The 22,244-nt window shown below is 73.9% G+C and carries 18 protein-coding genes and 2 riboswitches; of the genes, 5 read left to right on the top strand and 13 right to left on the bottom strand.

Features of this window, described 5'->3' with window-relative positions; translation table 11 throughout:
- Positions 1-2: 2 nt before the first annotated feature.
- Positions 3-623: a precorrin-8X methylmutase gene (locus ACIBI9_RS29280; protein WP_397226319.1), complete on the bottom strand. Its 621-nt coding sequence runs from the start codon at positions 621-623 to the stop codon at positions 3-5.
- Positions 620-1,822 (bottom strand): precorrin-3B synthase, encoded by a 1,203-nt coding sequence (gene cobG / locus ACIBI9_RS29275; RefSeq protein ID WP_397226317.1) that lies wholly within the window; start codon positions 1,820-1,822, stop codon positions 620-622. Before cobG ends, ACIBI9_RS29280 begins: the two co-directional genes overlap by 4 nt.
- 70 nt (positions 1,823-1,892) lie before the next feature.
- Positions 1,893-2,018, top strand: a riboswitch (cobalamin riboswitch).
- Between the two features lie 53 nt (positions 2,019-2,071).
- Between cobG and cobN the strand changes: the two genes are divergently transcribed.
- A complete protein-coding gene (gene cobN, locus ACIBI9_RS29270) occupies positions 2,072-5,671 on the top strand; it encodes a cobaltochelatase subunit CobN (protein WP_397226315.1) in 3,600 nt (1,199 codons plus the stop codon).
- Here the strand turns inward: cobN and ACIBI9_RS29265 are convergent.
- Genes ACIBI9_RS29265 through ACIBI9_RS29240 form a run of 6 tightly spaced genes read right to left on the bottom strand, consistent with a single transcriptional unit; the run spans position 5,626 to position 11,174 of the window.
- Positions 5,626-6,954 carry a cobyrinate a,c-diamide synthase gene (locus ACIBI9_RS29265; RefSeq protein ID WP_397226313.1) on the bottom strand — a complete coding sequence of 443 codons (1,329 nt, stop codon included), beginning with the start codon at positions 6,952-6,954 and terminating at the stop codon, positions 5,626-5,628. The two genes, cobN and ACIBI9_RS29265, sit on opposite strands and share 46 nt — an antisense overlap.
- Entirely contained in the window at positions 6,948-7,550 is a 603-nt protein-coding gene (gene cobO, locus ACIBI9_RS29260) for a cob(I)yrinic acid a,c-diamide adenosyltransferase (RefSeq protein WP_397226311.1), read from the bottom strand. Before cobO ends, ACIBI9_RS29265 begins: the two co-directional genes overlap by 7 nt.
- A gap of 2 nt (positions 7,551-7,552) precedes the next feature.
- Positions 7,553-9,685, bottom strand: coding sequence for a VWA domain-containing protein (locus tag ACIBI9_RS29255; RefSeq protein WP_397226309.1), 2,133 nt, complete (start codon positions 9,683-9,685; stop codon positions 7,553-7,555).
- On the bottom strand, positions 9,682-10,239 hold the full coding sequence (locus ACIBI9_RS29250) for a histidine phosphatase family protein (protein ID WP_397226306.1): 558 nt from the start codon (positions 10,237-10,239) through the stop codon (positions 9,682-9,684). Before ACIBI9_RS29250 ends, ACIBI9_RS29255 begins: the two co-directional genes overlap by 4 nt.
- A gap of 5 nt (positions 10,240-10,244) precedes the next feature.
- Positions 10,245-10,976, bottom strand: a complete 732-nt coding sequence (locus ACIBI9_RS29245) for a CbtA family protein (protein WP_397226304.1) — start codon at positions 10,974-10,976, stop codon at positions 10,245-10,247.
- 9 nt (positions 10,977-10,985) lie between these two features.
- A complete protein-coding gene (locus tag ACIBI9_RS29240; RefSeq protein ID WP_397226302.1) occupies positions 10,986-11,174 on the bottom strand; it encodes a CbtB-domain containing protein in 189 nt (62 codons plus the stop codon).
- A gap of 2 nt (positions 11,175-11,176) precedes the next feature.
- A riboswitch (adenosylcobalamin (AdoCbl) riboswitch) is annotated at positions 11,177-11,324 on the bottom strand.
- A gap of 116 nt (positions 11,325-11,440) precedes the next feature.
- On the opposite strand from ACIBI9_RS29240, the gene ACIBI9_RS29235 reads away from it, so the two are divergent.
- Positions 11,441-12,175, top strand: coding sequence for a dienelactone hydrolase family protein (locus ACIBI9_RS29235; protein WP_397226300.1), 735 nt, complete (start codon positions 11,441-11,443; stop codon positions 12,173-12,175).
- Between the two features lie 14 nt (positions 12,176-12,189).
- Here the strand turns inward: ACIBI9_RS29235 and ACIBI9_RS29230 are convergent, their stop codons facing one another.
- Positions 12,190-13,383 (bottom strand): cytochrome P450, encoded by a 1,194-nt coding sequence (locus tag ACIBI9_RS29230; RefSeq protein WP_397226298.1) that lies wholly within the window; start codon positions 13,381-13,383, stop codon positions 12,190-12,192.
- 121 nt (positions 13,384-13,504) lie between these two features.
- On the bottom strand, positions 13,505-13,987 hold the full coding sequence (locus tag ACIBI9_RS29225; RefSeq protein WP_397226296.1) for a GbsR/MarR family transcriptional regulator: 483 nt from the start codon (positions 13,985-13,987) through the stop codon (positions 13,505-13,507).
- A gap of 140 nt (positions 13,988-14,127) precedes the next feature.
- On the opposite strand from ACIBI9_RS29225, the gene ACIBI9_RS29220 reads away from it, so the two are divergent.
- The gene (locus ACIBI9_RS29220) at positions 14,128-15,291 is read left to right on the top strand and encodes a cytochrome P450 (protein WP_397226294.1); all 1,164 of its coding nucleotides are present in this window, start codon (positions 14,128-14,130) and stop codon (positions 15,289-15,291) included.
- 21 nt (positions 15,292-15,312) lie between these two features.
- Here the strand turns inward: ACIBI9_RS29220 and ACIBI9_RS29215 are convergent, their stop codons facing one another.
- Both ACIBI9_RS29215 and ACIBI9_RS29210 read right to left on the bottom strand, forming a co-directional pair.
- Positions 15,313-15,951 (bottom strand): NAD(P)-dependent oxidoreductase, encoded by a 639-nt coding sequence (locus ACIBI9_RS29215; protein ID WP_397226292.1) that lies wholly within the window; start codon positions 15,949-15,951, stop codon positions 15,313-15,315.
- 1 nt (position 15,952) lies between these two features.
- Positions 15,953-16,852, bottom strand: a complete 900-nt coding sequence (locus ACIBI9_RS29210; RefSeq protein WP_397226290.1) for an EamA family transporter — start codon at positions 16,850-16,852, stop codon at positions 15,953-15,955.
- A 77-nt stretch (positions 16,853-16,929) separates the two neighbouring features.
- Between ACIBI9_RS29210 and ACIBI9_RS29205 the strand changes: the two genes are divergently transcribed.
- The gene (locus ACIBI9_RS29205; RefSeq protein ID WP_397226288.1) at positions 16,930-17,433 is read left to right on the top strand and encodes a MarR family winged helix-turn-helix transcriptional regulator; all 504 of its coding nucleotides are present in this window, start codon (positions 16,930-16,932) and stop codon (positions 17,431-17,433) included.
- Here ACIBI9_RS29205 and ACIBI9_RS29200 read toward each other — a convergent pair.
- On the bottom strand, positions 17,426-17,596 hold the full coding sequence (locus ACIBI9_RS29200; RefSeq protein WP_397226286.1) for a hypothetical protein: 171 nt from the start codon (positions 17,594-17,596) through the stop codon (positions 17,426-17,428). The two genes, ACIBI9_RS29205 and ACIBI9_RS29200, sit on opposite strands and share 8 nt — an antisense overlap.
- 241 nt (positions 17,597-17,837) lie before the next feature.
- Here ACIBI9_RS29200 and ACIBI9_RS29195 point away from each other — a divergent pair, with 241 nt between their 5' ends.
- Positions 17,838-22,199 carry a hypothetical protein gene (locus ACIBI9_RS29195; protein WP_397226284.1) on the top strand — a complete coding sequence of 1,454 codons (4,362 nt, stop codon included), beginning with the start codon at positions 17,838-17,840 and terminating at the stop codon, positions 22,197-22,199.
- Positions 22,200-22,244 lie beyond the last annotated feature (45 nt).

The following is a 22,244-nucleotide window of genomic DNA, read 5'->3' as shown; positions in this document are numbered from 1 at the left end:
CATCACTCCGTCTCGTTCGCGATGGCGTTGACCGCCGCCGCCGTCATCGCACTGCCGCCGCGGCGGCCGTGCACCACCAGATATTCCAGGTCGCTGTCCGCCAGCGCCCGCTTGGACTCGGCCGCGCCGATGAACCCCACCGGGATGCCGAGCACGGCGGCGGGCCTGCCCGCGCCCTCCGCGACCAGTTCGAGCAGCCGGAACAGCGCGGTCGGCGCGTTGCCGATCGCCACCACCGCGCCGTCGAGGCGGTCGCGCCACAGCTCAAGGGCGGCGGCGCTGCGCGTGGTGCCGAGCCGTTCGGCCAGCCCCGGCACGCCGGGGTCGCCCAGCGTGCACACCACGGGGTTGTCCGCTGGTAGCCGTCGCCTGGTCACGCCGGAGGCGACCATCTGCGCGTCGCACAGCACGGGCGCGCCCCCGCGCAGCGCCTCGCGCGCCCGGACGACCACGGCGGGCGACCAGTCCAGGTCGGCCACGAGGTCGGTCATGCCGCAGGCGTGGATCATCCGCACCGCCACCTGCGCGACCTCGGGCGGCAGCCCGGTGAGGTCGGTCTCGGCACGGATGGTCGCGAACGAGCGCCGGTAGATCTCGGCCCCGTCGCGGATGTAGTCGCTCACTGATGCCTTTCCTGGTATCCGTCGCCGGTGGCGACCATCTGGACGACCCGGCCGCGCGGCAGCCCGCAGCGCCGCTCGCAACCGGCCCAATGCACGGGCGTCGCCGGAGGGCCGTCCAGGGTCGCCACCCAGCGCCGCGCGTCCTCCTGGACGTCGGCCAGGGACTTGGCGCAGCCCGGACGGCCGGTGCAGGCGCTCACGCCGGCCCACGGCGACGCCGGGTCGGTCACCAGCCCGGCCGCCTCCAGCATTCGCGCCGCCCGGTCGATGGTGGTGGGCGGAAGGTCGAGGAGTACGACGGTCCGCCACGGCGTGAACCGGACGGGCACGCCGCCCGGACCGGGCGCGCCAATGGTGCCGGCCGGGCCGTTCACTTCGGCCGCTGCGGCGATGGCGCGTGCCTGGGCGGCGGACAGCCGTCCCAGCGGCACCACGACCTCCAGCGCCACCCGCCCGTCCCACTGCCCGACCCGCCCGGCACGCGGCGCCGTCGGCCGCGACAGGGGGGTGGCTGTGGCGCGGTCGGGGGTGCCGGTGACGTGGAGGCGGGTGGCGATGCGGGCGGGGCCGTTGTCCAGCTCCGCGATCCGCCACGCGCCCCGATCCCCTTCCGGCCGTTCGTCGAGGAACGCCTCGGCGGCGGCGACCATGCGTCCGGCCGCCGCGTCCGCCCCCACGGCGAGCCCAAAGTCCACGCCCGCCAGCAGCAGCCGCCCGTCGAAGAACGTGACGTCGGCCCCCAGCGCGAGCATGTCGCCGCTGCCCTCGTCCACCGCGAACAGGAACCGCCCCGGCAGCCCGGCCAGACGGGGCCGCGAGCACAGCGCCCGGTCCAGCGCCTCCACCAGGGGCTGCGGGTCCAGTAGGCCGGGGCCGGTGCGACCGCCGAGCGGCGAGGCCACGATGTTGCGTACGCGCTCGTGCGCCTCCGACGGCAGCAGGCCGGCGGCGGCGATCCGCTCGGCGAAGGCGGCGGGTGAGCGCAGGCCGCGCACCTGGACGTTCGCCCGGGAGGTCAGCTCGATCACGTCCGAGCCGAGGTCGGCCGCGCAGGCGGCCAGCTCGCGGAGGCGGACGGGTGAGATCGCGCCGCCGGGCAGGCGGACCCGGGCCAGCGGGCCGTCGGCGGCCTCGTGCACCTGTAGCGCCCCCGGACAGGCGTCGGGACGCAAACGTCCGGAAAAGTCGGCTATGGACACGATCAGGATGGTAACGCCACTTCTGGCGGGGGTCGCTCCTGTCGTAGGCTCCCTGTAGGCGATGGCTAGGGAGGAAGCCGGTGCGAATCCGGCGCGGTCCCGCCACTGTGACCGGGGAGCGAACCCCACCGCAGGCCACTGCCCGGCGACGGGTGGGAAGGCCGGGGTGAGCGCTGATCCGGGAGCCAGGAGACTCCGGCCGCCGCGACACCCGCGACCGGGGCGAGGACCCCGAGGGAGGATTGCGCCGTGCCTGGCGACAGCCGTACCGTCCTGCTGCTCTCGACCTCCGACACCGACCTGCTCAGCGCTCGCGCGAGCGGTGCCGCCTACCGGTTGGGCAACCCGGCCCGGCTGGCGGCCGAGGACCTGCCCGCCCTGCTGGAGGGCGTCGACGTCGTCGTGGTGCGCCTGCTCGGCGGGCGCCGCGCCTGGGAGGAGGGCCTGGACGCGCTGCTGGCCGGCCCTCGTCCGGTGGTGGTGCTGGGTGGCGAGCAGGCGCCGGACGCCGAGTTGATGGAGCTGTCCACGGTCAGCGGCGGCGTCTGCGCCGAGGCCCATGCCTACCTGGCCCACGGCGGGCCGCCGAACCTGGCCGAGCTGCACGCGTTCCTGTCGGACACGGTGCTGCTGACCGGGCGCGGGTTCGCGCCGCCGGAGCAGACGCCCTCCTGGGGGCTGCTGGAACGCGACGCGCGGCCCGGAGAGGGGCCCGTGATCGGGGTGCTCTACTACCGGGCGCATCACCTGGCGGGCAACACGGCGTTCGTGGAGACGCTCTGCGCGGCCGTCGAGGAGGCGGGCGGGCAGGCGCTGCCGGTGTTCTGCTCCTCGCTGCGCACCGCCGAGCCCGAACTGCTCGACACGCTGCGCGCCGCCGACGCGCTGGTGGTGACCGTGCTGGCGGCGGGCGGCTCGCGCCCCGCGACGGCGAGCGCGGGCGGCGACGACGAGGCGTGGGACGTGGGCGCGCTGGCCGCCCTCGACGTGCCGATCCTGCAGGGGCTCTGCCTGACCACCAGCAGGGGGGCGTGGGAGGAGAACGACGACGGGCTGTCGCCGCTGGACGCCGCCTCGCAGGTGGCCATCCCGGAGTTCGACGGGCGGATCATCACGGTGCCGTTCTCGTTCAAGGAGATCGACCCCGAGGGGCTGACCGTCTACGTCGCCGACCCCGAGCGGGCCGCCCGGGTGGCGGGCATCGCGGTACGGCACGGGCTGCTCCGGCACACCCCGCCCGCCGAGCGCCGCCTGGTCGTGATGCTGTCGGCGTACCCGACCAAGCACTCCCGGGTGGGCAACGCGGTCGGCCTGGACACCCCGGCCAGCACGGTCCGGCTGCTGGCCAGGCTCGCCGAGGCGGGTTACGACCTCGGCGAGGGCTTCCCCGGCGTGGCCGAGCAGGACGGCGACGCGCTCATCCACGCGCTGATCGCGGCCGGCGGCCAGGACCCGGACTGGCTGACCGAGGAGCACCTGGCGGGCAATCCGGTACGCATCTCCGCCGCGTCCTATGAGCGCTGGTACCGGACCCTGCCCGAGGAGCTGCGGGCGGCGATGGAGCGGCACTGGGGGCCGCCGCCGGGAGAGTTGTTCGTGCACGAGGGAGACATCGTGCTGGCGGCGCTGCGGGCCGGGAACCTGGTGGTGATGGTGCAGCCGCCGCGCGGCTTCGGGGAGAACCCGATCGCCATCTACCACGATCCCGACCTGCCGCCCAGCCATCACTACCTGGCCGCCTACCGCTGGCTGTCTGCCGAGTTCGGCGCCCATGCGATGGTGCACGTGGGCAAGCACGGCAACCTGGAGTGGCTGCCGGGCAAGTCGGCCGGCATGTCCGCCGCGTGCGGCACCGACGCGGCCATCGGCGACCTGCCGCTGGTCTACCCGTTCCTGGTGAACGACCCGGGCGAGGGCACACAGGCCAAGCGGCGGGCGCACGCCGTGCTGGTGGACCATCTGGTGCCGCCGATGGCGCGGGCGGAGACGTACGGCGACATCGCCCGGCTGGAGCAGCTGCTGGACGAGCACGCCACGATCGCGGCCATGGACCCGGCCAAGCTGCCCGCCATCCGGGCGCAGATCTGGACGCTCATCCAGGCCGCCCGGCTCGACCACGACCTGGGGCTGGCGGACCGGCCGCACGACAGCGAGTTCGACGACTTCATCCTGCACGTGGACGGCTGGCTGTGCGAGGTCAAGGACGCGCAGATCCGCGACGGCCTGCACGTGCTCGGGCAGGCGCCGGCCGGGCAGGTGCGCGTGGACCTGGTCCTGGCGATGCTGCGCGCCCGGCAGATGTGGTCGGGCCGCGAGACGCTGCCCGGCCTGCGCGAGGCGCTCGGCCTGGCCGAGGACGGCACGGCGGGGCTCGGCAGCGTGGACCGGGCCGAGGCGACCGCCCGGGCGCTGGTGGAGGCCATGGAGGAACGCGGCTGGGCGCCGGACGCGCCAGCGGAGGTCACGCGGGAGGTCACGCGCGGGCTGCCGGACGAGCGGCGCGACCTGGTGACGCGGGTCCTCGTCTTCGCCGCCACCGAGGTGGTGCCGCGCCTGGCCCGCACCACCGACGAGCTCGACCACGTCCTGCACGCCCTGGACGGCGGCTACGTTCCCGCCGGGCCGAGCGGCTCGCCGCTGCGTGGCCTGGTCAACGTGCTGCCGACCGGCCGTAACTTCTACTCCGTCGATCCCCGCGCGGTCCCGAGCCGGCTCGCCTGGGAGACCGGCCAGGCGATGGCCGAGTCGCTGCTGGAGCGCTACCGGGCGGACACCGGCGAGTGGCCGCGTTCGGTGGGGCTGTCGGTCTGGGGCACCAGCGCCATGCGCACGGCGGGCGACGACGTGGCCGAGGTGCTGGCCCTGCTCGGCATCCGCCCCGAATGGGACGAGGCCTCGCGCCGCGTCACGTCCCTGGAGCCGATCCCCCTCGCCGAGCTGGGCCGTCCCAGGATCGACGTGACGGTGCGCATCAGCGGTTTCTTCCGCGACGCGTTCCCGCACGTGGTGGCCATGCTCGACGACGCCGTACGGCTGGCCGCCGGGCTGGACGAGCCGCACGAGGACAACTACGTGCGCGCCCACGTCGCCGCGACCGGGGGCGACGAGCGCCAGGCGACCATGCGTGTCTTCGGGTCGGCGCCGGGCGCGTACGGGGCCGGGTTGCTGCCCCTGATCGACAGCCGCAACTGGCGCGACGACGCCGACCTGGCCGAGGTGTACGCGGTGTGGGGCGGCTTCGCCTACGGCCGCGACCTCGACGGCGTGGCGGCCCGCCCGCAGATGGAGGACGCCTACCGCAGGATCGCGGTGGCCGCCAAGAACGTCGACACCCGCGAGCACGACATCGCCGACTCCGACGACTACTTCCAGTACCACGGCGGGATGATCGCCACCGTCCGCGCGCTGACCGGCAGGGCCCCGGCCGCGTACGTCGGCGACAGCACCCGCCCCGACGCCGTCCGCACCCGCACCCTGTCGGAGGAGACCTCGCGCATCTTCCGGGCCAGGGTCGTCAACCCGCGCTGGCTGGCCGCGATGCGCCGCCACGGCTACAAGGGCGCCTTCGAGCTGGCCGCCACGGTCGACTACCTGTTCGGCTACGACGCCACGACCGGGGTGATCGCCGACTGGATGTACGACAAGCTCACCGAGGCGTACGTGCTCGACCCGGAGAACCAGGCGTTCATGGCGCAGTCCAACCCCTGGGCGCTGCACGGCATCGCAGAACGCCTGCTGGAGGCCGCCGAGCGGGGCATGTGGCAGCACCCCGACCCGGAGGTCCTGCGCGGCCTGCAGGAGGTCTACCTCAAGACCGAGGGCGACCTGGAGGACGACACCAGCCGCTGAGCCGTCATCAGCTGTCCTGCCCAGTGCAGGTGCAGGTAGGACGCGGTCACCAGGGCGTCGCCGAAGCCGTCGGCGCCGCCCTCCCATTGGAACAACGGCTCGCCTGCATGCTCAACGGCGGTGCGGTGGAACTCGTGCCCGCGGAAGCGCTCGCCCGGCTCCGTCAGCGGCGAACGCCTGAGCGCGACCGCGTCCCGGTAGCCGAGCGTCAGCCTCGACGTCATGCGCGCCCGGCCCGGCATCCGCCCGCACATCCGCCGCCCGTCCAGCTCCTCGCACAGGTAGAGCAGCCCGGCGCACTCGGCGGCGATCGGGCCGCGGAAGGCCGCCACCTGCTCGCGCAGCGGCTCGTTGGCGGCCAGTTCGGCGGCGTACACCTCGGGGAAGCCGCCGCCGATCACGAGCGCCGCGGTCCCGTCCGGCAGCCGCTCGTCCCGCAGCGGGTCGAACACCGCGACGTCCGCGCCGGCCGCCCGCAGCAGCTCGACGTGCTCGGCGTAGCCGAACGTGAACGCCGCCCCGCCCGCCACCGCCACCACCGGCCGGTCCTTGCGCTCCCCCCGCGCGGGCTCCCAGGGGACCGCGTCGAGCCGTGGAGCCGACGCCGCCAGCCGGAGCAGCGCGTCGAGGTCGCACGAGCGGGTCACCAGCGCGGCCAGCCGGTCCACCGCGGCCAGCGCCTCGGCCTCCCGTTCGGCGGCGGGCACCAGCCCCAGATGCCGCGACGGCGTGGAGACGGCGTCGTCGCGGCGGATCGCCCCCAGCACCGGCACCCCGGCGGCGGCCAGCGCGGACCGGCACAGCTCCTCGTGCCGGTCGGAGCCCACCCGGTTCAGCACCACCCCACCCACCCGCACCCGGGGGTCGAACGTGGCGAACCCGTGCACCACCGCCGCCACCGACCTGCTCTGCCGCGCCGCGTCCACCACCAGCACGACCGGGGCGTCCAGCAGCCTGGCCACGTGGGCGGTCGAGGCGAAATCGGTGTCCCCCTTGCCGTCGAACAGCCCCATCACGCCCTCGACCACCGCCACGTCGCACCCCGCCGCCCCGTGCAGGAACAGCGGCCGCACGCGCTCCTCACCCACCAGCCACGGATCCAGGTTGCGGCCGGGACGGCCGGTGGCCAGCGCGTGATAGCCGGGGTCGATGTAGTCGGGGCCCACCTTGTGCGGCGAGACCCGCAGCCCCCGCGCCCGCAGCGCCGCCATCAGCCCCGTGGCCACCGTCGTCTTGCCGCTGCCCGACGACGGCGCCCCGATGACGAGCCGGGGAACTACCACTCGATACCCTTCTGCCCCTTCTGCCCGGCATCCATGGGATGGCGAACCTTGCCCATCTCCGTCACCAGGTCCGCCACCTCGATCAGCCGCTCGGGCGCGTCCCTGCCGGTGATCACCACGTGCTGGTTGCCGGGCCGCCCGGCGAGCGCGGCCACCACGTCGTCGAGTTCCAGCCAGCCCCACTTCAGCGGGTACGTGAACTCGTCCAGCACGTAGAACCGGTACGTCTCGGCCGCCAGGTCCCGCTTGATCTGCTCCCAGCCCTCACGGGCGTCGGCCGCGTGGTCCTCCTCGGTGCCCGGCCGCTGGATCCACGACCAGCCCTCGCCCATCTTGTGCCAGGTCACCGAGCCGCCCTCGCCCGTCTCCCCGAGCACCTTCAGCGCCCGTTCCTCGCCGATGCGCCACTTGGCCGACTTCACGAACTGGAACACCCCGACCGGCCAGCCCTGGTTCCAGGCCCGCAACGCCATCCCGAACGCCGCCGTCGACTTGCCCTTGCCGGGACCGGTGTGCACGATCAGCAGCGGCCGGTTGCGGCGCTGCCGGGTGGTGAGGCCGTCGTCGGGCACTATGGCGGGCTTTCCCTGCGGCATGGTCAGACCGCCTTCCTGTGATCGCGCACGACCGACCCGAGATCGGCCAGGGAGTCGAGGGGGACGAGCCGGGCCCGCAACCGGGCCGCCAGGCGGACCGCGAGGCCCAGCCGTACCGGGCCGCTCTCGCAGTCCACGACCACTGCCGCCGTGCCCTCCAGCAGCGCCGCCGCCCGGTCCACGTCGCCGCCCGCCGTGGCGCGCCCGTCCGTCACCAGCACCAGCAGCGGCCGCCGCGCCGGGTCACGCAGCCGCTCCACGCGCAGGACCTCGGCGGCCCGCGCCAGCCCGGCCGCCAGCGGGGTGCGCCCGCCGGTCGGCAGCGAACGCAACCGCGCCGCGCCCGCCTCCACCGACGAGGTCGGCGGCAGCGCGACCGCCGCGCCCTGGCCGCGGAAGGTGACCAGGCCGACCTTGTCGCGCCGCTGGTAGGCGTCGAGCAGCAGGCTGAGCACCGCCGTCTTGACCGCGGTCATCCGCTTGCGCGCCGCCATCGAGCCGCTCGCGTCGACCACGAACAGCACGAGGTTGCCCTCCCTGCCCTCGCGCACCACCTCGCGCAGGTCGTCCTCGCGCAGTATTAGCCCGGGACCTCGCCGCCCGCGCCGCAGCTGATGGGGCGCCGCGGCCAGCACCGTCGCCGTCACGTGCAGGTCGCGCACGCGTCCGGCGGGGCGGCGCGAGCCGGTGGCCCGGCCGTGCGGGGTGCGCGAGCGCGACCGCCGCCCCGCCGCGCCCTCGCCGACGCCCGGCACCTCCAGCAACGGCACCCGGTACGGCACCGCCACCCCGGCCACTTGCCCGCTCTGTTCCTTCAACGCGCCTTCGCCGGTCACCGACGGCGCTGTGCCCTCGGGGTCGTCGGCTGACGATGAGTACCTGCCATCAAACGGACGTTCCCGCCCCCGCCCGCCATCCGCCCCGCCCCCGCCGCCCTCGGGTCCGCCTTCGAGCTCGCCTTGGGGACCGTCGCTGCTCTCGAGGCCGCCATCGTCAGATCCGCCTTGGGGACCGCCGGGCGGCGGGGTGCCGTCTCCGGCAGCCGTGGGCGAGCCCTCCGGCCCGCTAGGTCCGGAAATATCAGGACCTCTGCCGTCGGGATCGTCCGGATCCTCCTCATCCCCCGACGTCCTCGCCAGCAGCTCGTCCAGCAGGGCCTCGTCCAGCCCGGGCGCGTCGAACGGATCGCGCCGCCGCCGGTGCGGCAGCGACAGCCGCGCCGCGGCGCGCACGTCCTCGGTGGTCACCACGTCCCTGCCCTGCCAGGCGGCGTGGGCGATGGCGGTGCTCGCCGTCACCAGGTCGGCCCGAAGACCGTCCACCTCGAACGCCGCGCACACGGTCGCGATCTGCCGCAGCCGCGCGTCGGGCAGCCGCACGCCCGGCACCCGGGCGCGGGCCTGGGCGATCCGGCTCGCCAGGGCCGCTTCCTCGGCTGCCCACCGGGCCGCGAACGCGCCGGGGTCCGCGTCGAAGGCGAGCCGTCTGCGCACCACCTCGGCGCGTTCGTCCGGGTTCCTGGACGCCTTGACCTCGACGGTCAGCCCGAACCTGTCCAGCAGCTGCGGCCGGAGCTCGCCCTCCTCCGGGTTCATGGTCCCGACCAGCAGGAACCTGGCGGCATGCCGTACCGACACCGACTCACGTTCCACGTAGCACGTGCCCAGGGCCGCCGCGTCGAGCAGCAGGTCGACGAGGTGGTCGTGGAGGAGGTTCACCTCGTCCACGTACAGGACGCCGCGGTGGGCGGCGGCCAGCAGGCCCGGCTCGAACGCCTTCACCCCTTCCGTCAGCGCCCGCTCCACGTCCAGCGAGCCGACCAGCCGGTCCTCCGAGGCGCCGACCGGCAGCTCCACCAGCGCGGCCGGGCGCTCCAGCCCCTGGCCACCGGGTTCGTGCGGCCCGTCCGGGCATCCGGCGTCGGGCGCGGCCGGGTCGCAGGCGAAGCGGCATCCGGGCACCACGTTCACGGCGGGCAGCTGGGCGGCCAGCGCGCGCACGATGGTCGACTTGGCGGTGCCCTTCTCCCCGCGTACGAGCACGCCGCCCGCCCGGGGAGAGACCGCGTTGAGCACCAGCGCCAGCTTCAGGTCGTCGAGCCCGACGACCGCGCTGAACGGATATGTGACGATCAAATCAGGACCTTCCGGTTGACATGGGCGACCCGCCAGCCGGTGCGCATGACGGTCAGCTCGGTGCCGGACAGCGGCGCGAGATCGAAACGGGCGGCGCTCAGCGGGTCCAGGCCGAGCGCGTGGCCGAGCGCCGCCCGGATGGTGCCCGCGTCGCAGACGGCGACTCCGCCGGGCTCAGCGCGTACCGACTCGAGCCAGGCGGTGACCCGCTCGGCGTGCGCGGCCAGGCTCTCACCGCCGTGCGGGACCGCGTGCGGGTCGGTCAGCCACCTCGCCAGCGCGTCCGGCTCCTCCCGCGCGACCCGCTCGTACGGCAGGCCCCGCCACCGGCCGCAATCCACCTCCACCAGCGCCGGGACCACCCGCGCCTCCAGCCCAAGGGCGGCGACGGTCTGACAAGCGGCAACACTGGGAGCCGCCCACACCACCGCCCCGGCCACCGTCCGGGTCAAGGCGGTGGCTCTGGTCAGGCTCGCCGCGTCGGCGTTCTCGTCGGACGCGGGGAAGCAGGCGGCCCGCATCCCCGGTGTGCTCGCGTGCCGTACGAACAGCACCCCGCTCAGCCCAGCGAGGCGGCGGTCGCCGTGCGACGGGCCGCGCGGTCGGCGACCCACCCGAACAGCACGCCGAAGGCCGCCCAGAAGACGAACTGCGTCCCCAGCGACGCCAGCCTGAACTGCCACAACAGCGTGGCGGGGAAACCTTCGGGCACCTCGTCCACGGTCGGCAGCAGGGTCCACGCCGCGATCACCGGAACCAGGAACGCCGCCACCGCCGCACCCCACCGCGCCCACGGCCCGGCGGTGACCCGGCGCGCGGTGGCCACCGCGATCGCCGTCGCGGCCAGTCCGACGAGGGTCGTGACCACGTAGAGCAGGGTGCGGCTGTTGATCGTCTCCGGATCGCCCACGGCCGGTGGGTTGGCCGGATATTTCACGAACGGCACAAGGATCACCGCCACGAACGCCGTCCCGGCGGCGGCGAGGGCCAGCCCGCCGTCCGACCGGGGGCCGACCCGTCCGCGCAGGCCCGCGTACACGAGGGCGAAGATCCCTCCTACGGCCAGCCCGTACAGGCCCGTGGCCAGGAAGAGCCCGGCCTTCTGTCCCGGCCTGCTGACGAGTGCCTCCTCGCCGTGGTCATGGCCGGGCGCTTCCTGGGCGGCGTGGGCCTCCTCCAGCGCGATGGCGCTGTCCACCCCCGGTTCCCCGAAGGCGAAGGCGAAGCCGCCCGCGATCAATCCGGCCAGCAGGCCCAGAAGCAGGCCCCTGACCAGCAGGGTGCGTACCATGCGCGTGCCTCAGTGGCAGGGGACGCCGAGCAGGTGCCGCCCGTCGTGCATGAGTTCGTGCAGGTAGGCACCGGTTTGCGAGATGGCCCCGTTGTCCATCAGCACCAGATAGGCGACCAGCAGCAGCACCGGAACGGCGAGCAGCCACAGCCGCAGACGGGGAAAGGGGATTGCCGAAGGAGTGGACACACCACTCATACATGCCTCCTCAGGGATGACGCGTCCCAACCAACGAGGTCACGAATGTCCAAGCGACCTGGCTCCCGGGATCTACGTCCCGGATACAGTGGCGCGTCCGCACCGGCATCTCACCGGATTTCCCTTGGACAACCGTGAAATCTACCGGAATGTATCCCTTCCTCCCGTTCGCGTCAATGACGCCATCGCCATCGCAGCCCTCGCCGGGCAGGACGGCTGAGGTGTTACGTTACGTTTCTTGTTCTTGGGTCGGTTAAGGACTGCTGATGAGACAGGACGTACGCATCCCGCTGCCGGACGGCGGTTCGCTGGACGCGACGGTGGCGCTGCCGCAGGGGACCGCGCCCGCGGCCGGGTGGCCGGGCGTGGTGGTCGTGCACGAGATCTACGGCATCGAACCGGACATGCTGGACGTGGTGGACCTGTTCGCCGAGCACGGGTACGCGGCCGTCTTACCGGACCTCTACAGCCACGGCACCAGGGTCGCGTGCCTGGCGCGGGCCATGCACCAGTTCGTGACCGAGAAGCCGGGCCAGCCGGCCGCCGACATCGACGCCACCCGCCAATGGCTGGCCGGCCGCGACGACGTCGACGGCGACCGGCTCGGTGTGATCGGCTTCTGCATGGGCGGCGGGTTCGCCCTCGCGTACGCGGCGAGCGCGCCGCCCGGCGTACGGGCCGCCTCGGTCAATTACGGCGCGGTCCCCAGCGACCAGGAGCAGTTGCGGCCGGTGTGCCCGGTCGTAGGTTCCTACGGCGGCCGCGACCAGGGCTTCCGGCGGCACGGCACGCGGCTGCGGGAGCACATGCGGGCGCTCGGCATCGAGCACGACGTCGAGATCTATCCGGACGCCGGGCACTCCTTCATGACCGACGGCCATCACCCCGTCGCCAAGCTCGCGCTGTTCCCGCTGCGTCACGGCCTCGTCCGCGCGGCGGCGGACGAGGCGTGGCGGCGCACGTTCGCCTTCTTCGACAGGTACGTGGCAGGCCGCGAGTAGGGGTGGGGCAAGGATCAGACCAGGGGCAGGCGCCGCACGCCGGTCATGGTCGGCATGGGCATGAACACCACGGGGTCGTCCGGATCGGTGCGCAGGTGGTCGAACCGGTCGAGCAGGATGTTCAGGGCGACCCGGCCCTCCAGCCGGGCCAAGGGGGCGCCCAGGCAGAAGTGGATGCCGCGGCCGAAGGCGAGATGCGGGTTGGGGTCGCGGCCGGGGTCGAAGACGTCGGGGTCGGTGAACTGCCGGGGATCGCGGTTGGCCGCCCCGAGCCAGACCAGGACCGTCTGATCGGCCGGTATCGTCATGCCGCCGAGCTCGGCCTCGCGGGTGGTGGCGCGGGCGAGCAGGGCGAACGGGGTGAAGAAGCGCAGGGACTCCTCGATGACCGCCGGGATCGTGGCGCGGTCGGCCCGTGCCCTCTCCTGGTGCTCGGGGAAGGCGTCCAGGGCCAGCACCGTGTTGCCGAGCAGCATCGTCGTGGTGACGTGCCCGGCCAGCAGCAGGACGATCGCGAAGTTGACCACCTGCTCGTCGGGCAGGCGTTCGCCGTCCACCTCGGCCTCGACCAGCTTCGTGAGCAGGTCGGCGCGCGGCTGCCGCCGGCGTTCGGCGGCGTGGCCGGCGAGGTAGGCGGACATCTCCCACCACGACTTCATGGTGGTCTCCCTGTCCTGCTCCCGCCGTTCGAAGAGGTCGTCGAACGAGACCTTGGTGTCCTGCCGGAACAGCGTGTCGGCCCACTGCTTGAACAGCGCGCGATCACTGCTGGGCACGCCCAGCAGCTCGGCGATGACGATGACCGGGAGCGGGTAGGCCAGGTCGCGCACCAGCTCGAACCCGCCGCGCTCGCGCGCCGCGTCGAGCAGTTCGTGGGTGACGGCGGCGATCCTCGGCTCGAGGTCCGCGACGACCTTGCGGGTGAAGGCGCTGCTGACCAGCTTGCGCAGCTTGCCGTGCTCCGGCGGGTCGATCTGGGTGATGAAGCCCTCCAGTGACAGCCCCTCCGGCTTCTGTTCCTTGGGGGTCACGCGAAGGACGTCGGAGGAGAACGTCGCGGGGTCGCCGAAGACCTCGTGCAGTTCGGAGTAACCGTAGACGTTCCACATTCCGGCGGCGGCGTTGTGCTCGACCGGGCCGCCCGGCCGCGGGCCGTGCAGCCAGAAGAGCTGTTCGGGGATGTTGTACCGCTCGACGATGTCAGACATCGCCACTCCCTTGATCGTTGGATGATTTCCCGGTTGAGCGGATCACACGACCCGGCAGGGGACGCGGTGGCGTCGTGCCGGGGTCCTGCGGTGAACGGCACGTGCTCCTCGACGATCGTGTTCACCCGGAGCCCTGATCGTCGTCTTTCAGCCGCTTGCGATACTCCTTCCAGCGCTGGAGCGACTCGTCCGCGTCGCGCACGAGGAAGTCGAAGAAGTCCCTGGTCTCCTCCAGCAGCGCCCGCTGCTCGGCGCGGTCGTCACCGACGATCGACAGTCCGAGGCCCAGTGCCTCGGTGATCGGCTCGACGACGGCCAGCCGGCCCCGCATGATCTGGGCCCATCCACCGCGGACGACCTGGTAGCGGTGCTCACGGCCCGACGTGGGGACGCGCTCCACCATCCCGCCGGCCTCCAGCTGCCTGGCTACCGTGCTGACCATGGTCTTGCTGACGCCGAGCTCGGCGGCCAGATCGGTGAGCGACTGGTCCGGCGGGTCGCAGATCAGCAGCCACGCGTACAGGCGGCCCATCGTCCGGGTGCCGGCGAGGCGCTCCATGACGAGCCCCATCCGGTCGACGAACTCGGTCTCCTTCTGATCCACCTTGCCAACTCCGTGAGCGTCGTAAAGCACGTACTTCACGAAGTCTACGTCGATGCCTTCCGCCGCGCGTTGCCGGAGATTCGCAAATCGAGATACCGTCAGCATTCAGATGATGTAATCATTCGCGCTTGAGGAGCGGCATGACCGACGTGCCCGAGATCGACCTGACCGACCCCGCCGTGCTGGCGGACCCGTTCACCGCGTACACGAGCGCCAGGGAGCAGTCGCCCGTGGCGCGGCTGGTGGCGCCCGGGTTCGGCCCGTTCTGGGCGGTGACCCGGCACGAGGAGGCCAGGGCGATGCTGAGCGACCCCAGGCTGACGACGAACGAGCACAGCTACCAGCGGCCGGACGTGCCGGAGCACTGCCTGCCGTACCTGCGGACCATGTCGGAGATGAACGGCGCCGAGCACGCCCGCCTGCGCCGGCTGGTCGCGCCCGCGTTCACGCGGCGCAGGGCGGCCGAGTTCGGGCCGCGCATCGAGGCGATCGTGGAGCGGCTGCTCGACGAGCTGCCCACCGAACCGGACCTGCTGGCGCACTTCGCGGGCCCGCTGCCGATCGAGGTGATCTGCGAGCTGGTCGGCATCCCCGTCGCCGACCGTCCCCGATGGCGCGAGTACGGCGCCGCCGTCGCGGCCGGGCACGGCGAGAGCTTCGGGAACGCCATCCCGCGGATCCTCGAGGGCGCCACCGCCGCGGTCGCGAGGGGCCGCGCGGAGCCGGGCGAGGACCTGATCTCCGACCTGGCCCGCGTCATGGAGGAGGACGGCGACCGGCTCTCCGAGACCGAGCTGATCACCATGATCTGGACGCTCGTCCTGGCCGGCCAGACGCCCACGAACCTCATCGCCAACGCCGTCGCCGCCCTGCTGTCCCACCCCGCCCAGCTCGCCGCGCTGCGGGCCGACCCGGCCCTCATGCCGCGGGCGGTGGAGGAGCTGATGCGCTGGTGCGGGCCGCAGCTGCTGACCATCCCCCGCTTCACCGCGGAGGACATCGAGATCGGCGGCGTGAACGTCCCCAAGGGCGTGCCGGTCACGGCCTCGATCGCCTCGGCGAACCGCGACCCACGCGCCTTCGACGAGCCGGACCGGTTCGACCTGCGGCGCGAGCCGTCGGGTCATCTCGGGTTCGCGCACGGGCCGCACTTCTGCGTCGGCGCCTCGCTGGCCCGCGTGCAGACCGGGATCGCGCTCGGCGCCCTGCTGCGCCGCTTCCCCGGCCTGGCGCTCGCCGGCGAGGTGCGGCACATGCCCGACCCGGGCACCTGGCGCCTGACGTCGCTGCCCGTGACCCTATGAGGTGGACCCCGCGCCGAGCGGTCAGTAGCCGACGGTGAACCTGGCGCGGTGGTGCCGGGGGTGCTCGGCCTCGTCGAGCAGCGCGACGGCGAGGTCCTCCATGGAGATCGCCGACCGGCCCTCGGCGTCGACCAGCAGCTCGTCGCCCCCGAGCCGGTAGCGGCCGGTACGCTCCCCCGGCTCCAGCAGCGCGGGCGGGCTCACGTACGCCCAGTCGGCGCCCGGCTCGGCCCGGCAGACCTCCAGCTGAGCGTTGCAGGCCAGCGCGATGGGCCGCCACGAGGGCGGGAAGCCGGGGGTCTCGACGACGGTGAGGCCGCCGGTGCCCGGCACGGTCAGCCCCGCCGCGCCGCCGACGAGCAGCAGCCGCACGCCGGCCCTCGCCACCCCGGCCAGCAGCGCCTTGGCGGTCGTGACCAGGTCGGCCTCGTGGCCGGGCGCGGGCCGGGTGGCGCCGATGACGAGGTCCTGCCCGGCGCTGAGCGCGGCCACGTCCTCGACGTCCGAGGCGTCGCCGGCGCGGGCGTGGGCGGCGGGAGGCAGCAGGGGGAAGCGGGCGGGGTCGCGGACGACGGCGGTGACCTCGTGGCCGCGCGTCAGCGCTTCGGCCACGACCCTGCTGCCCACGGCTCCGGCGGCTCCCAAGACGGTGATGCGCATGTCAGGACTCCTTTCCGACCAGGACGCGAGGCGTCGCGGTCAACGTACGGGCGGGCTGGCGCTGGGCCACGACCAGGGCGGCCAGGACGACGAGCGCGCCGAGCGCCTGGGCCGCGGTGAGCTCCTGGCCGAGGACGAGCCAGCCGAGCGCGGTCGCGACCACGGGACTGAGCAGGCCCAGGAACGTGACCTTGGTCGCCGACAGCAGCCGCAGGCCCCGGAACCACAGGACGTAGGCGAGCGCGGATCCGATGATCGTGAGGTAGGCGTACCCGGCGAGGTTCGCGCCGGTCAGGGTGGCCGGCGGCGCGCCCTCGACGAGGAGCGCCACCGGGAGCAGCAGCATGCCGCCGGCCACGAGCTGCCAGCCGGTGGTGGCCAGCAGCGGCGCGGGCGACTGCCACCGCTTGCTCAGCACCACGCCCAGGGCCATGACGACGGCGCCGCCGAGCGCCGCGGCCACGCCGAGCGCGTCCAGCCGGGCGTCGGCCCGCAGCACGAGCAGGCTCACCCCGGCCACGCCCGCCACGGCGGCCAGCGTCGTACGCGCGGACAGGCGTTCCCCCAGGAGCCCGGCCGACAGCAACGCGACCAGCAGGGGCTGGATGGCGCCCACAGTGGCGGCCACCCCTCCGGGCAGCCGGTACGCCCCCACGAACAGCAGCGCGAAGAACACTCCGATGTTCAGCGCGCCGAGCACCAGGGCGCGCCACCACCAGCTGCCCGAGGGCAGGCGGCGGGTGACGGCGACCAGGAGGAGCCCGGCAGGCAGCGCGCGGATCACGGCGGCCAGCAGGGGGCGGCCGGGCGGCAGCAGTTCGGTGGTGACGAGGTACGTGGTCCCCCAGATGGCGGGGGTCAGCGCGGTCAGCAGGACGGTTCCCGATTGATTTCTTAGCACTAAGACAAAGTATCTCAGCGCTAAGGTACTTGGCGAGGTGATTTACCTCACCGCTAAGGCATCGTTAGGCTGGAGTGGTGGCTGATCACGTCGACCTGATACTCAAGCAATGGGACGCCCAGCGCCCTGACCTGGACGTCTCACCGATGGCGGTGATCGGGCGGCTGTCACGGCTGACCCGGCTGATCGACGCGGAGCTGGGCCGTACGTTCGCCGCGCACGGCCTCGACCGGGCCTCCTTCGACGTGCTGGCCACCTTGCGCCGCAGCGACCCGCCGCACCGGCTGACGCCGGCCGAGCTGATGCGGGCCTCCATGGTCACGTCGGGGGCGATCACGCAACGGCTCGACCGCCTGGAGTCCAGGGGCCTGGTGACCCGTACGCCCAGCGAGGCCGACGGGCGGGTGGTCTACGTGACGCTCACCGACGAGGGGCACGCCCTGATCGACCGGGCCCTGCCGGACCACGTCGCGACCGAGGACCGCGTGCTCTCGGCCCTGCCGAAGGAGCGCCGGGACGAGCTCGCCCACACGCTGCGCGACCTGCTGGAGTCTCTCGGGGACACCACCACGCTCACCTGACCGGGCACCTCATGACACGGAAATGGACGTCGTAGCGGTGCTGCTCGGGCAGCTTCCGGCGCTTCCAGACCAGCAGGAACTCCGCTTGCCCGTCGAGCACATGGAACGGCTCCGACGACAGCAGGTGGCGATATGGCCTGGCGCCGTCGGCTCTGGTGCTCAAGGTGAGCCGATTGACGCCGGCAGCGCCGCCCGTCCCACTGGCGTCCACGAGCAGCCCGCGATGCCGCCGCGCCTGGCCGACCCGAAACGACGACGCCGTCCTTATCCGATTTGCCCGCGGCCGGGCGCGGTTGGGCGGCACGGGCCCGCTGGAGCTCGCTCGAACCGGGACGTAGCGGCGGGTCCTCCGGCGGCGATGAACCGGTACGGCAGGGTGCCTTCGCGGACGGACGGGAGCGCGCATGGAGCCGACCGGGGAGGAGCCCGGAGCCCGGCAGGCACGCGCGGCCCGGGAACGGATCGCCGTCGTGGTGCGGCGCATGGGCGGCGGTCTGCTGAAGCTGTCGCCGCACGGGATCGTGGTGACGCTGTGCGCGTGCGCCCTCATCCCGCTGACCTCCGGCAGCCTGCTCGCCGCCGGGGCCGACGTGCTCGGCGGGGTGGGTGGCAACGTGCTCGCCGACGTGCTGATCAAGGCGGCGGACGCGCTGCGGCGGCGTACCTCCGGCCGTCCCCCCACGCAGGAGGAGCTCGAGGACGAAGTCGTCGCCCGGCTCCTCGCGGGCCTGGAGGAAGGCGGGGAGGGCGCCGGGGAGCTGCGGCGCGCGATGGCGGCGGTGCTGCACCGGGTGGACGCGGCGGGCGCCGCCATCGAGGCGGCGGTCGTCAGCGGCGACCGCCGCATCCAGGAGCGCCTCACCGAGGCGTTCGGCGAGCTGAGCGGCGACTTCGCCGAGTTCCGCCTGCTCCTGGAGGACATGTCGCGCAAGGTCGCGGAGCTTCTGCGGGCACGGCACCGCGAGGAGGCGCGGGCTCGGAGCGACCGCGATCTCATGCTCAGGCAGTACGAGCATTCGATCCGGATCCTCGAAGAGCTGTCGCTGCTCAACGGGCGTCTGGACGCCGCGCGGCCGGAGGGGGCACCCGGTCCCCGCTGGCGTGCCGGGCGGGCGCCGTACCGGGGCCTGTGGCCGTTCGAGCGGGAGCACGCACCGATCTTCCACGGCCGTGAGCGGGACACCGCCCGGCTGCTGGGCCGGCTGGCGGAGCGCCTGACCGGATCGGGCCTGGCCATGGTGGCCGGGGCGTCGGGAGCGGGCAAGTCCTCGCTGCTGCGGGCCGGGCTGCTGCCCGCGATCTCCCGGGGCCTGCTGCCCGGCGCGCCCGGCAGCGAGCACTGGCCGCAGCTGCTGATGACGCCGGGAGAGCATCCGCTCGATGAGCTGGCGGTCCGGCTGAGCCATCTCGGCGAACTGGAGGCCGGGGCGGTGCGCCGCTCGCTGGGGGCCAACCCTCGCGACGCCCACCTGACCGTGCAGCACGCCGTGCTGGCCGAGGCCGGGCGGCTGAAGCGGCGCGACCCGGGCCGGCTCGTGCTCGTCGTGGACCAGTTCGAGGAGGTGTTCCTCCTGGCCGGGCGGGAGGAGCGGGAGGCGTTCGCCACCGCCCTGGTGGCGGCGGCCCGCTCGTCCGCGCTCGTGGTCCTGGGCGTGCGCGGCGACTTCGCCACCGAGTGCAACGCCCACCCCGTGCTGGCCGAGGCGCTGGACGGCGGGCAGTACACGCTGGGCCCCATGACGGAGTCCGACCTGCGCCGCGCCATCACGGGACCGGCCACGGCGGCCGGGGTGCAGGTCGAGCCGGCGCTGGTCGACGACGTGCTGCACGACCTGCGCTCACGGACCGGCGAGGCCGGCTACGGCACGGGCGCCCTGCCCCTGCTGTCGCACGCGATGCTGCTCACCTGGGAGAAGTGCGCGGGCGGCACGCTGACGAGCAGGGCGTACGGCGAGGTCGGCGGGATCGCCCACGCGGTGGAGTCGGCCGCCGACGAGGTGTACGACGGCCTTTCCGCCGAACGCCGGGAGGTCGCGCGGGAGGTTTTCCTGAGGCTGGCCGTCATCGGACCCGACGGGCGGCCCGTGCGCCGCCGGGTGGCGCGCGGCGAGCTGGCCGGCGGGCGTCCGGCGGGCGGCGCGAACGACGTCGAGGCGGTGCTGGAGGCGTTCACCGAGCGCCGGCTCCTGGTCCGGAGCGGCGACACGGGTGCCGTCCGGAACGGCGACACGGGCGGCGACGCGGGCGGTGACGGCAGAGGCGGCGACACGGGCGGCAACGCGCACGGCGCCGTGGAGATCGCCCACGACGCGCTGCTGGAGGAGTGGCCCAAGCTGAAGAAGTGGCTCGACGAGGGCCGCGGCGACCACGTGCTGTTCCGCCAGTTCCTGGACGGCGTCGCCGACTGGGAGGCCAAGAAACGCGACCCCGAATTCCTCTATCGCGGTACCCGGCTGGCGGCGCTGCGAGAGGTGTTCCCGCGCTGGGAGGCCGACCCCGTACGCGGTCCCGCGCTGACCGGCGCGCAGCGCGCGTTCCTGCGCGAGAGCGACCGGCTGGAGAGGCGGGCCGTCCGCTTCCGCCGCGCGGGTGTGGCCGTGCTGGTGATCCTGTTCCTGACGTCGGTGGTCGGGGCGGGCGTCGCCGCGAACCGCGCCGCCGAGGCCGGCGCGCAGGAGAACGCCGCGCGATCGCGCGAGCTGGCGGGCCGCAGCCTGGAGCTCGGCGAGACCGACCCGGCGCTGTCGCGGCTGCTGGCGGTGGCGGCCCGGCGGATGAGGGACACGCCGGAGTCCCGCGCGGCCATGACCGCCGCGCTGTTCAACCCGGCCCGCTCCGTGTTCACCGGCCACGCGGGGGTGGTGGACGAGGTGGCGTTCGCGCCCGGCGGCAGGCTCCTGGCGTCGGCGGGGCGCGACGGCACCGTCCGGCTGTGGGACACCGCGACGGGCCGCCAGGCCGCACGCTTCACGACCGGGCCCGGGACGTGGGCGACGGGGCTGGCCTTCAGCCGGGACGGCCGGCTGCTGTTCGGGGCGAGCCGCACGGAGCAGGCCGACGGGGGCGCGATCCTGGTCTGGGACGTCGCCGCCCGGCGTCCCTCCGGCGATCCGATCACCATCCCCGGGTTCGCCGATGGGACCACCACGCCCTTCGAGGCTCTGGCCATCAGCCGGGACGGCACGACGCTCGCCGCCGCAGGAGAGGACGGCACGCTGTACCTGTGGGACGTCACCACCCGCCGGCGGATCGGGGACTTCGGCGCCGACCAGGCAGAGGACGTCACCTTCAGCCCGGACGGGAGGACGCTCGCCACCGCCGGCACGCGGGGGCAGGTGCTGTTCTGGGACGTGGCCCGGCGCCGCGAGATCAGGCCCAGCCCGGTGACCCGCACGGGGAACATCGCGGCGTGGAAGGTCGCCTTCACCCCCGACGGCACCAGACTGCTGAGCGTCGACAGCGACGACACCGTGCGCTGGTGGGACACCTCCACCCACGCGCAGATCGGCACCCCGCTCAAGGGGCCCGGCGCCGCTCTGGCCGTCAGCCCCGACGGCACGCTCCTGGCCGCCGACGGCGGCGGCACGGTCGTCCTGTACGACACCCTCACCCGCGAGCAGGTGGGGACGCCCCTCGTGGGCCACACCGGCACGCCACAGGACGTGACGTTCTCCCCGGACGGGACGCGGCTGGCGAGCGCCGGCGTCGACGGCACCGTCCGCGTGTGGGACCTCCTTCGCGGCCGGCAGGTCGGCAGATCTGTCACCGAGCGGGGTACGGGCACCGTCTACGGCATGGCGCTCAGCCCCGACGGGGGCACGCTGGCCACGTCGAGCGTGCCCGGCGCCTTTCTGTGGAACCTGGCCGCGCGCGACCGTCTCGGAGGGCCCGTATCGGCCGGTGAGATGGGCGAGCACGGCCCGGTCGCCTTCAGCCCCGACGGCAAGGTGCTCGCCACCGGGGAGAGCAACGGGGCGATCCGGCTGTGGGAGGTCGCCACGCGGCGCCAGATCGGGGAACCGCTGCTCGGCCACGCCGCGCACCTCGACAACTGGGTGCTGGCGCTGGCGTTCAGCCCCGACGGCGCGACGCTCGCCAGCACGGGATTCGACGACACGTTACGGTTCTGGGACGTGCGCGCGCACCGGCAGATCGGCGCGCCGGTGACCGGCGTCCAAGCCTCGTCCCTGGCCTTCGCCCCCAAAGGCGCCACACTCGCCGTCGGCATGGACGACGGGACCATCAGGCTCCTCGACCCGGCGACGCGCCGCGACAAGGCCGCCCCGCTGCGCGGCCACACCGGCGCCGTCGAGCACGTCGCCCTCAGCCCGGACGGCCGCCTCCTCGCCGGCGCGAGCGCCGACCGGACGATCCGGCTGTGGGACATGACCACCGGACGACAACTCGGGCAGCCACTGGTGGGACACACCGACGCGGTCTGGATGGTGGCCTTCTCCCCCGACGCCCGGCGGCTCGCCAGCGCCGGCCGCGATGCGACGATCCGACTGTGGGACGTCGCCACCGGGCGGCAGCTCAGCCGCCCGCTGACCGGCCATCGCGGGGACGTCTCCGGAGTGGCCTTCACCCCCGACGGCCGCACGCTCGTGAGCACCGGCTACGACAAGACGATCCGGCTGTGGAACGTGGCCCTGCCCGCCGTGAGCGAGGAGAACGTCTGCGCCCTGGCCCAGCGGGCGCTCACCCGGCAGGAATGGGACCTGTACGTGCCGGGCCGAACGTACGAGCCGGTGTGTGCCGGACCCTAGCCACGGGCTCCGCGCCCAAGGTGCCCCGGCCCGGGTCGGCTTGGG

The organism is Nonomuraea sp. NPDC050451, from assembly GCF_044458585.1.
The sequence above is the reverse complement of the archived record's forward strand: the minus strand, read 5'-3'. Positions and strand labels throughout refer to the sequence as shown.

What these genes read in the sequence shown, in the direction of transcription:
- ACIBI9_RS29195 (WP_397226284.1), top strand. Translation starts at nt 17,838, where the DNA reads ATGGAGCCGACCGGGGAGGAGCCCGGAGCCCGGCAGGCACGCGCGGCC.
- ACIBI9_RS29220 (WP_397226294.1), top strand. Translation starts at nt 14,128, where the DNA reads ATGACCGACGTGCCCGAGATCGACCTGACCGACCCCGCCGTGCTGGCG.
- ACIBI9_RS29235 (WP_397226300.1), top strand. Translation starts at nt 11,441, where the DNA reads ATGAGACAGGACGTACGCATCCCGCTGCCGGACGGCGGTTCGCTGGAC.
- ACIBI9_RS29215 (WP_397226292.1), bottom strand. Translation starts at nt 15,951, where the DNA reads ATGCGCATCACCGTCTTGGGAGCCGCCGGAGCCGTGGGCAGCAGGGTC.
- ACIBI9_RS29230 (WP_397226298.1), bottom strand. Translation starts at nt 13,383, where the DNA reads ATGTCTGACATCGTCGAGCGGTACAACATCCCCGAACAGCTCTTCTGG.
- ACIBI9_RS29245 (WP_397226304.1), bottom strand. Translation starts at nt 10,976, where the DNA reads ATGGTACGCACCCTGCTGGTCAGGGGCCTGCTTCTGGGCCTGCTGGCC.
- cobO (WP_397226311.1), bottom strand. Translation starts at nt 7,550, where the DNA reads ATGCCGCAGGGAAAGCCCGCCATAGTGCCCGACGACGGCCTCACCACC.
- ACIBI9_RS29240 (WP_397226302.1), bottom strand. Translation starts at nt 11,174, where the DNA reads ATGAGTGGTGTGTCCACTCCTTCGGCAATCCCCTTTCCCCGTCTGCGG.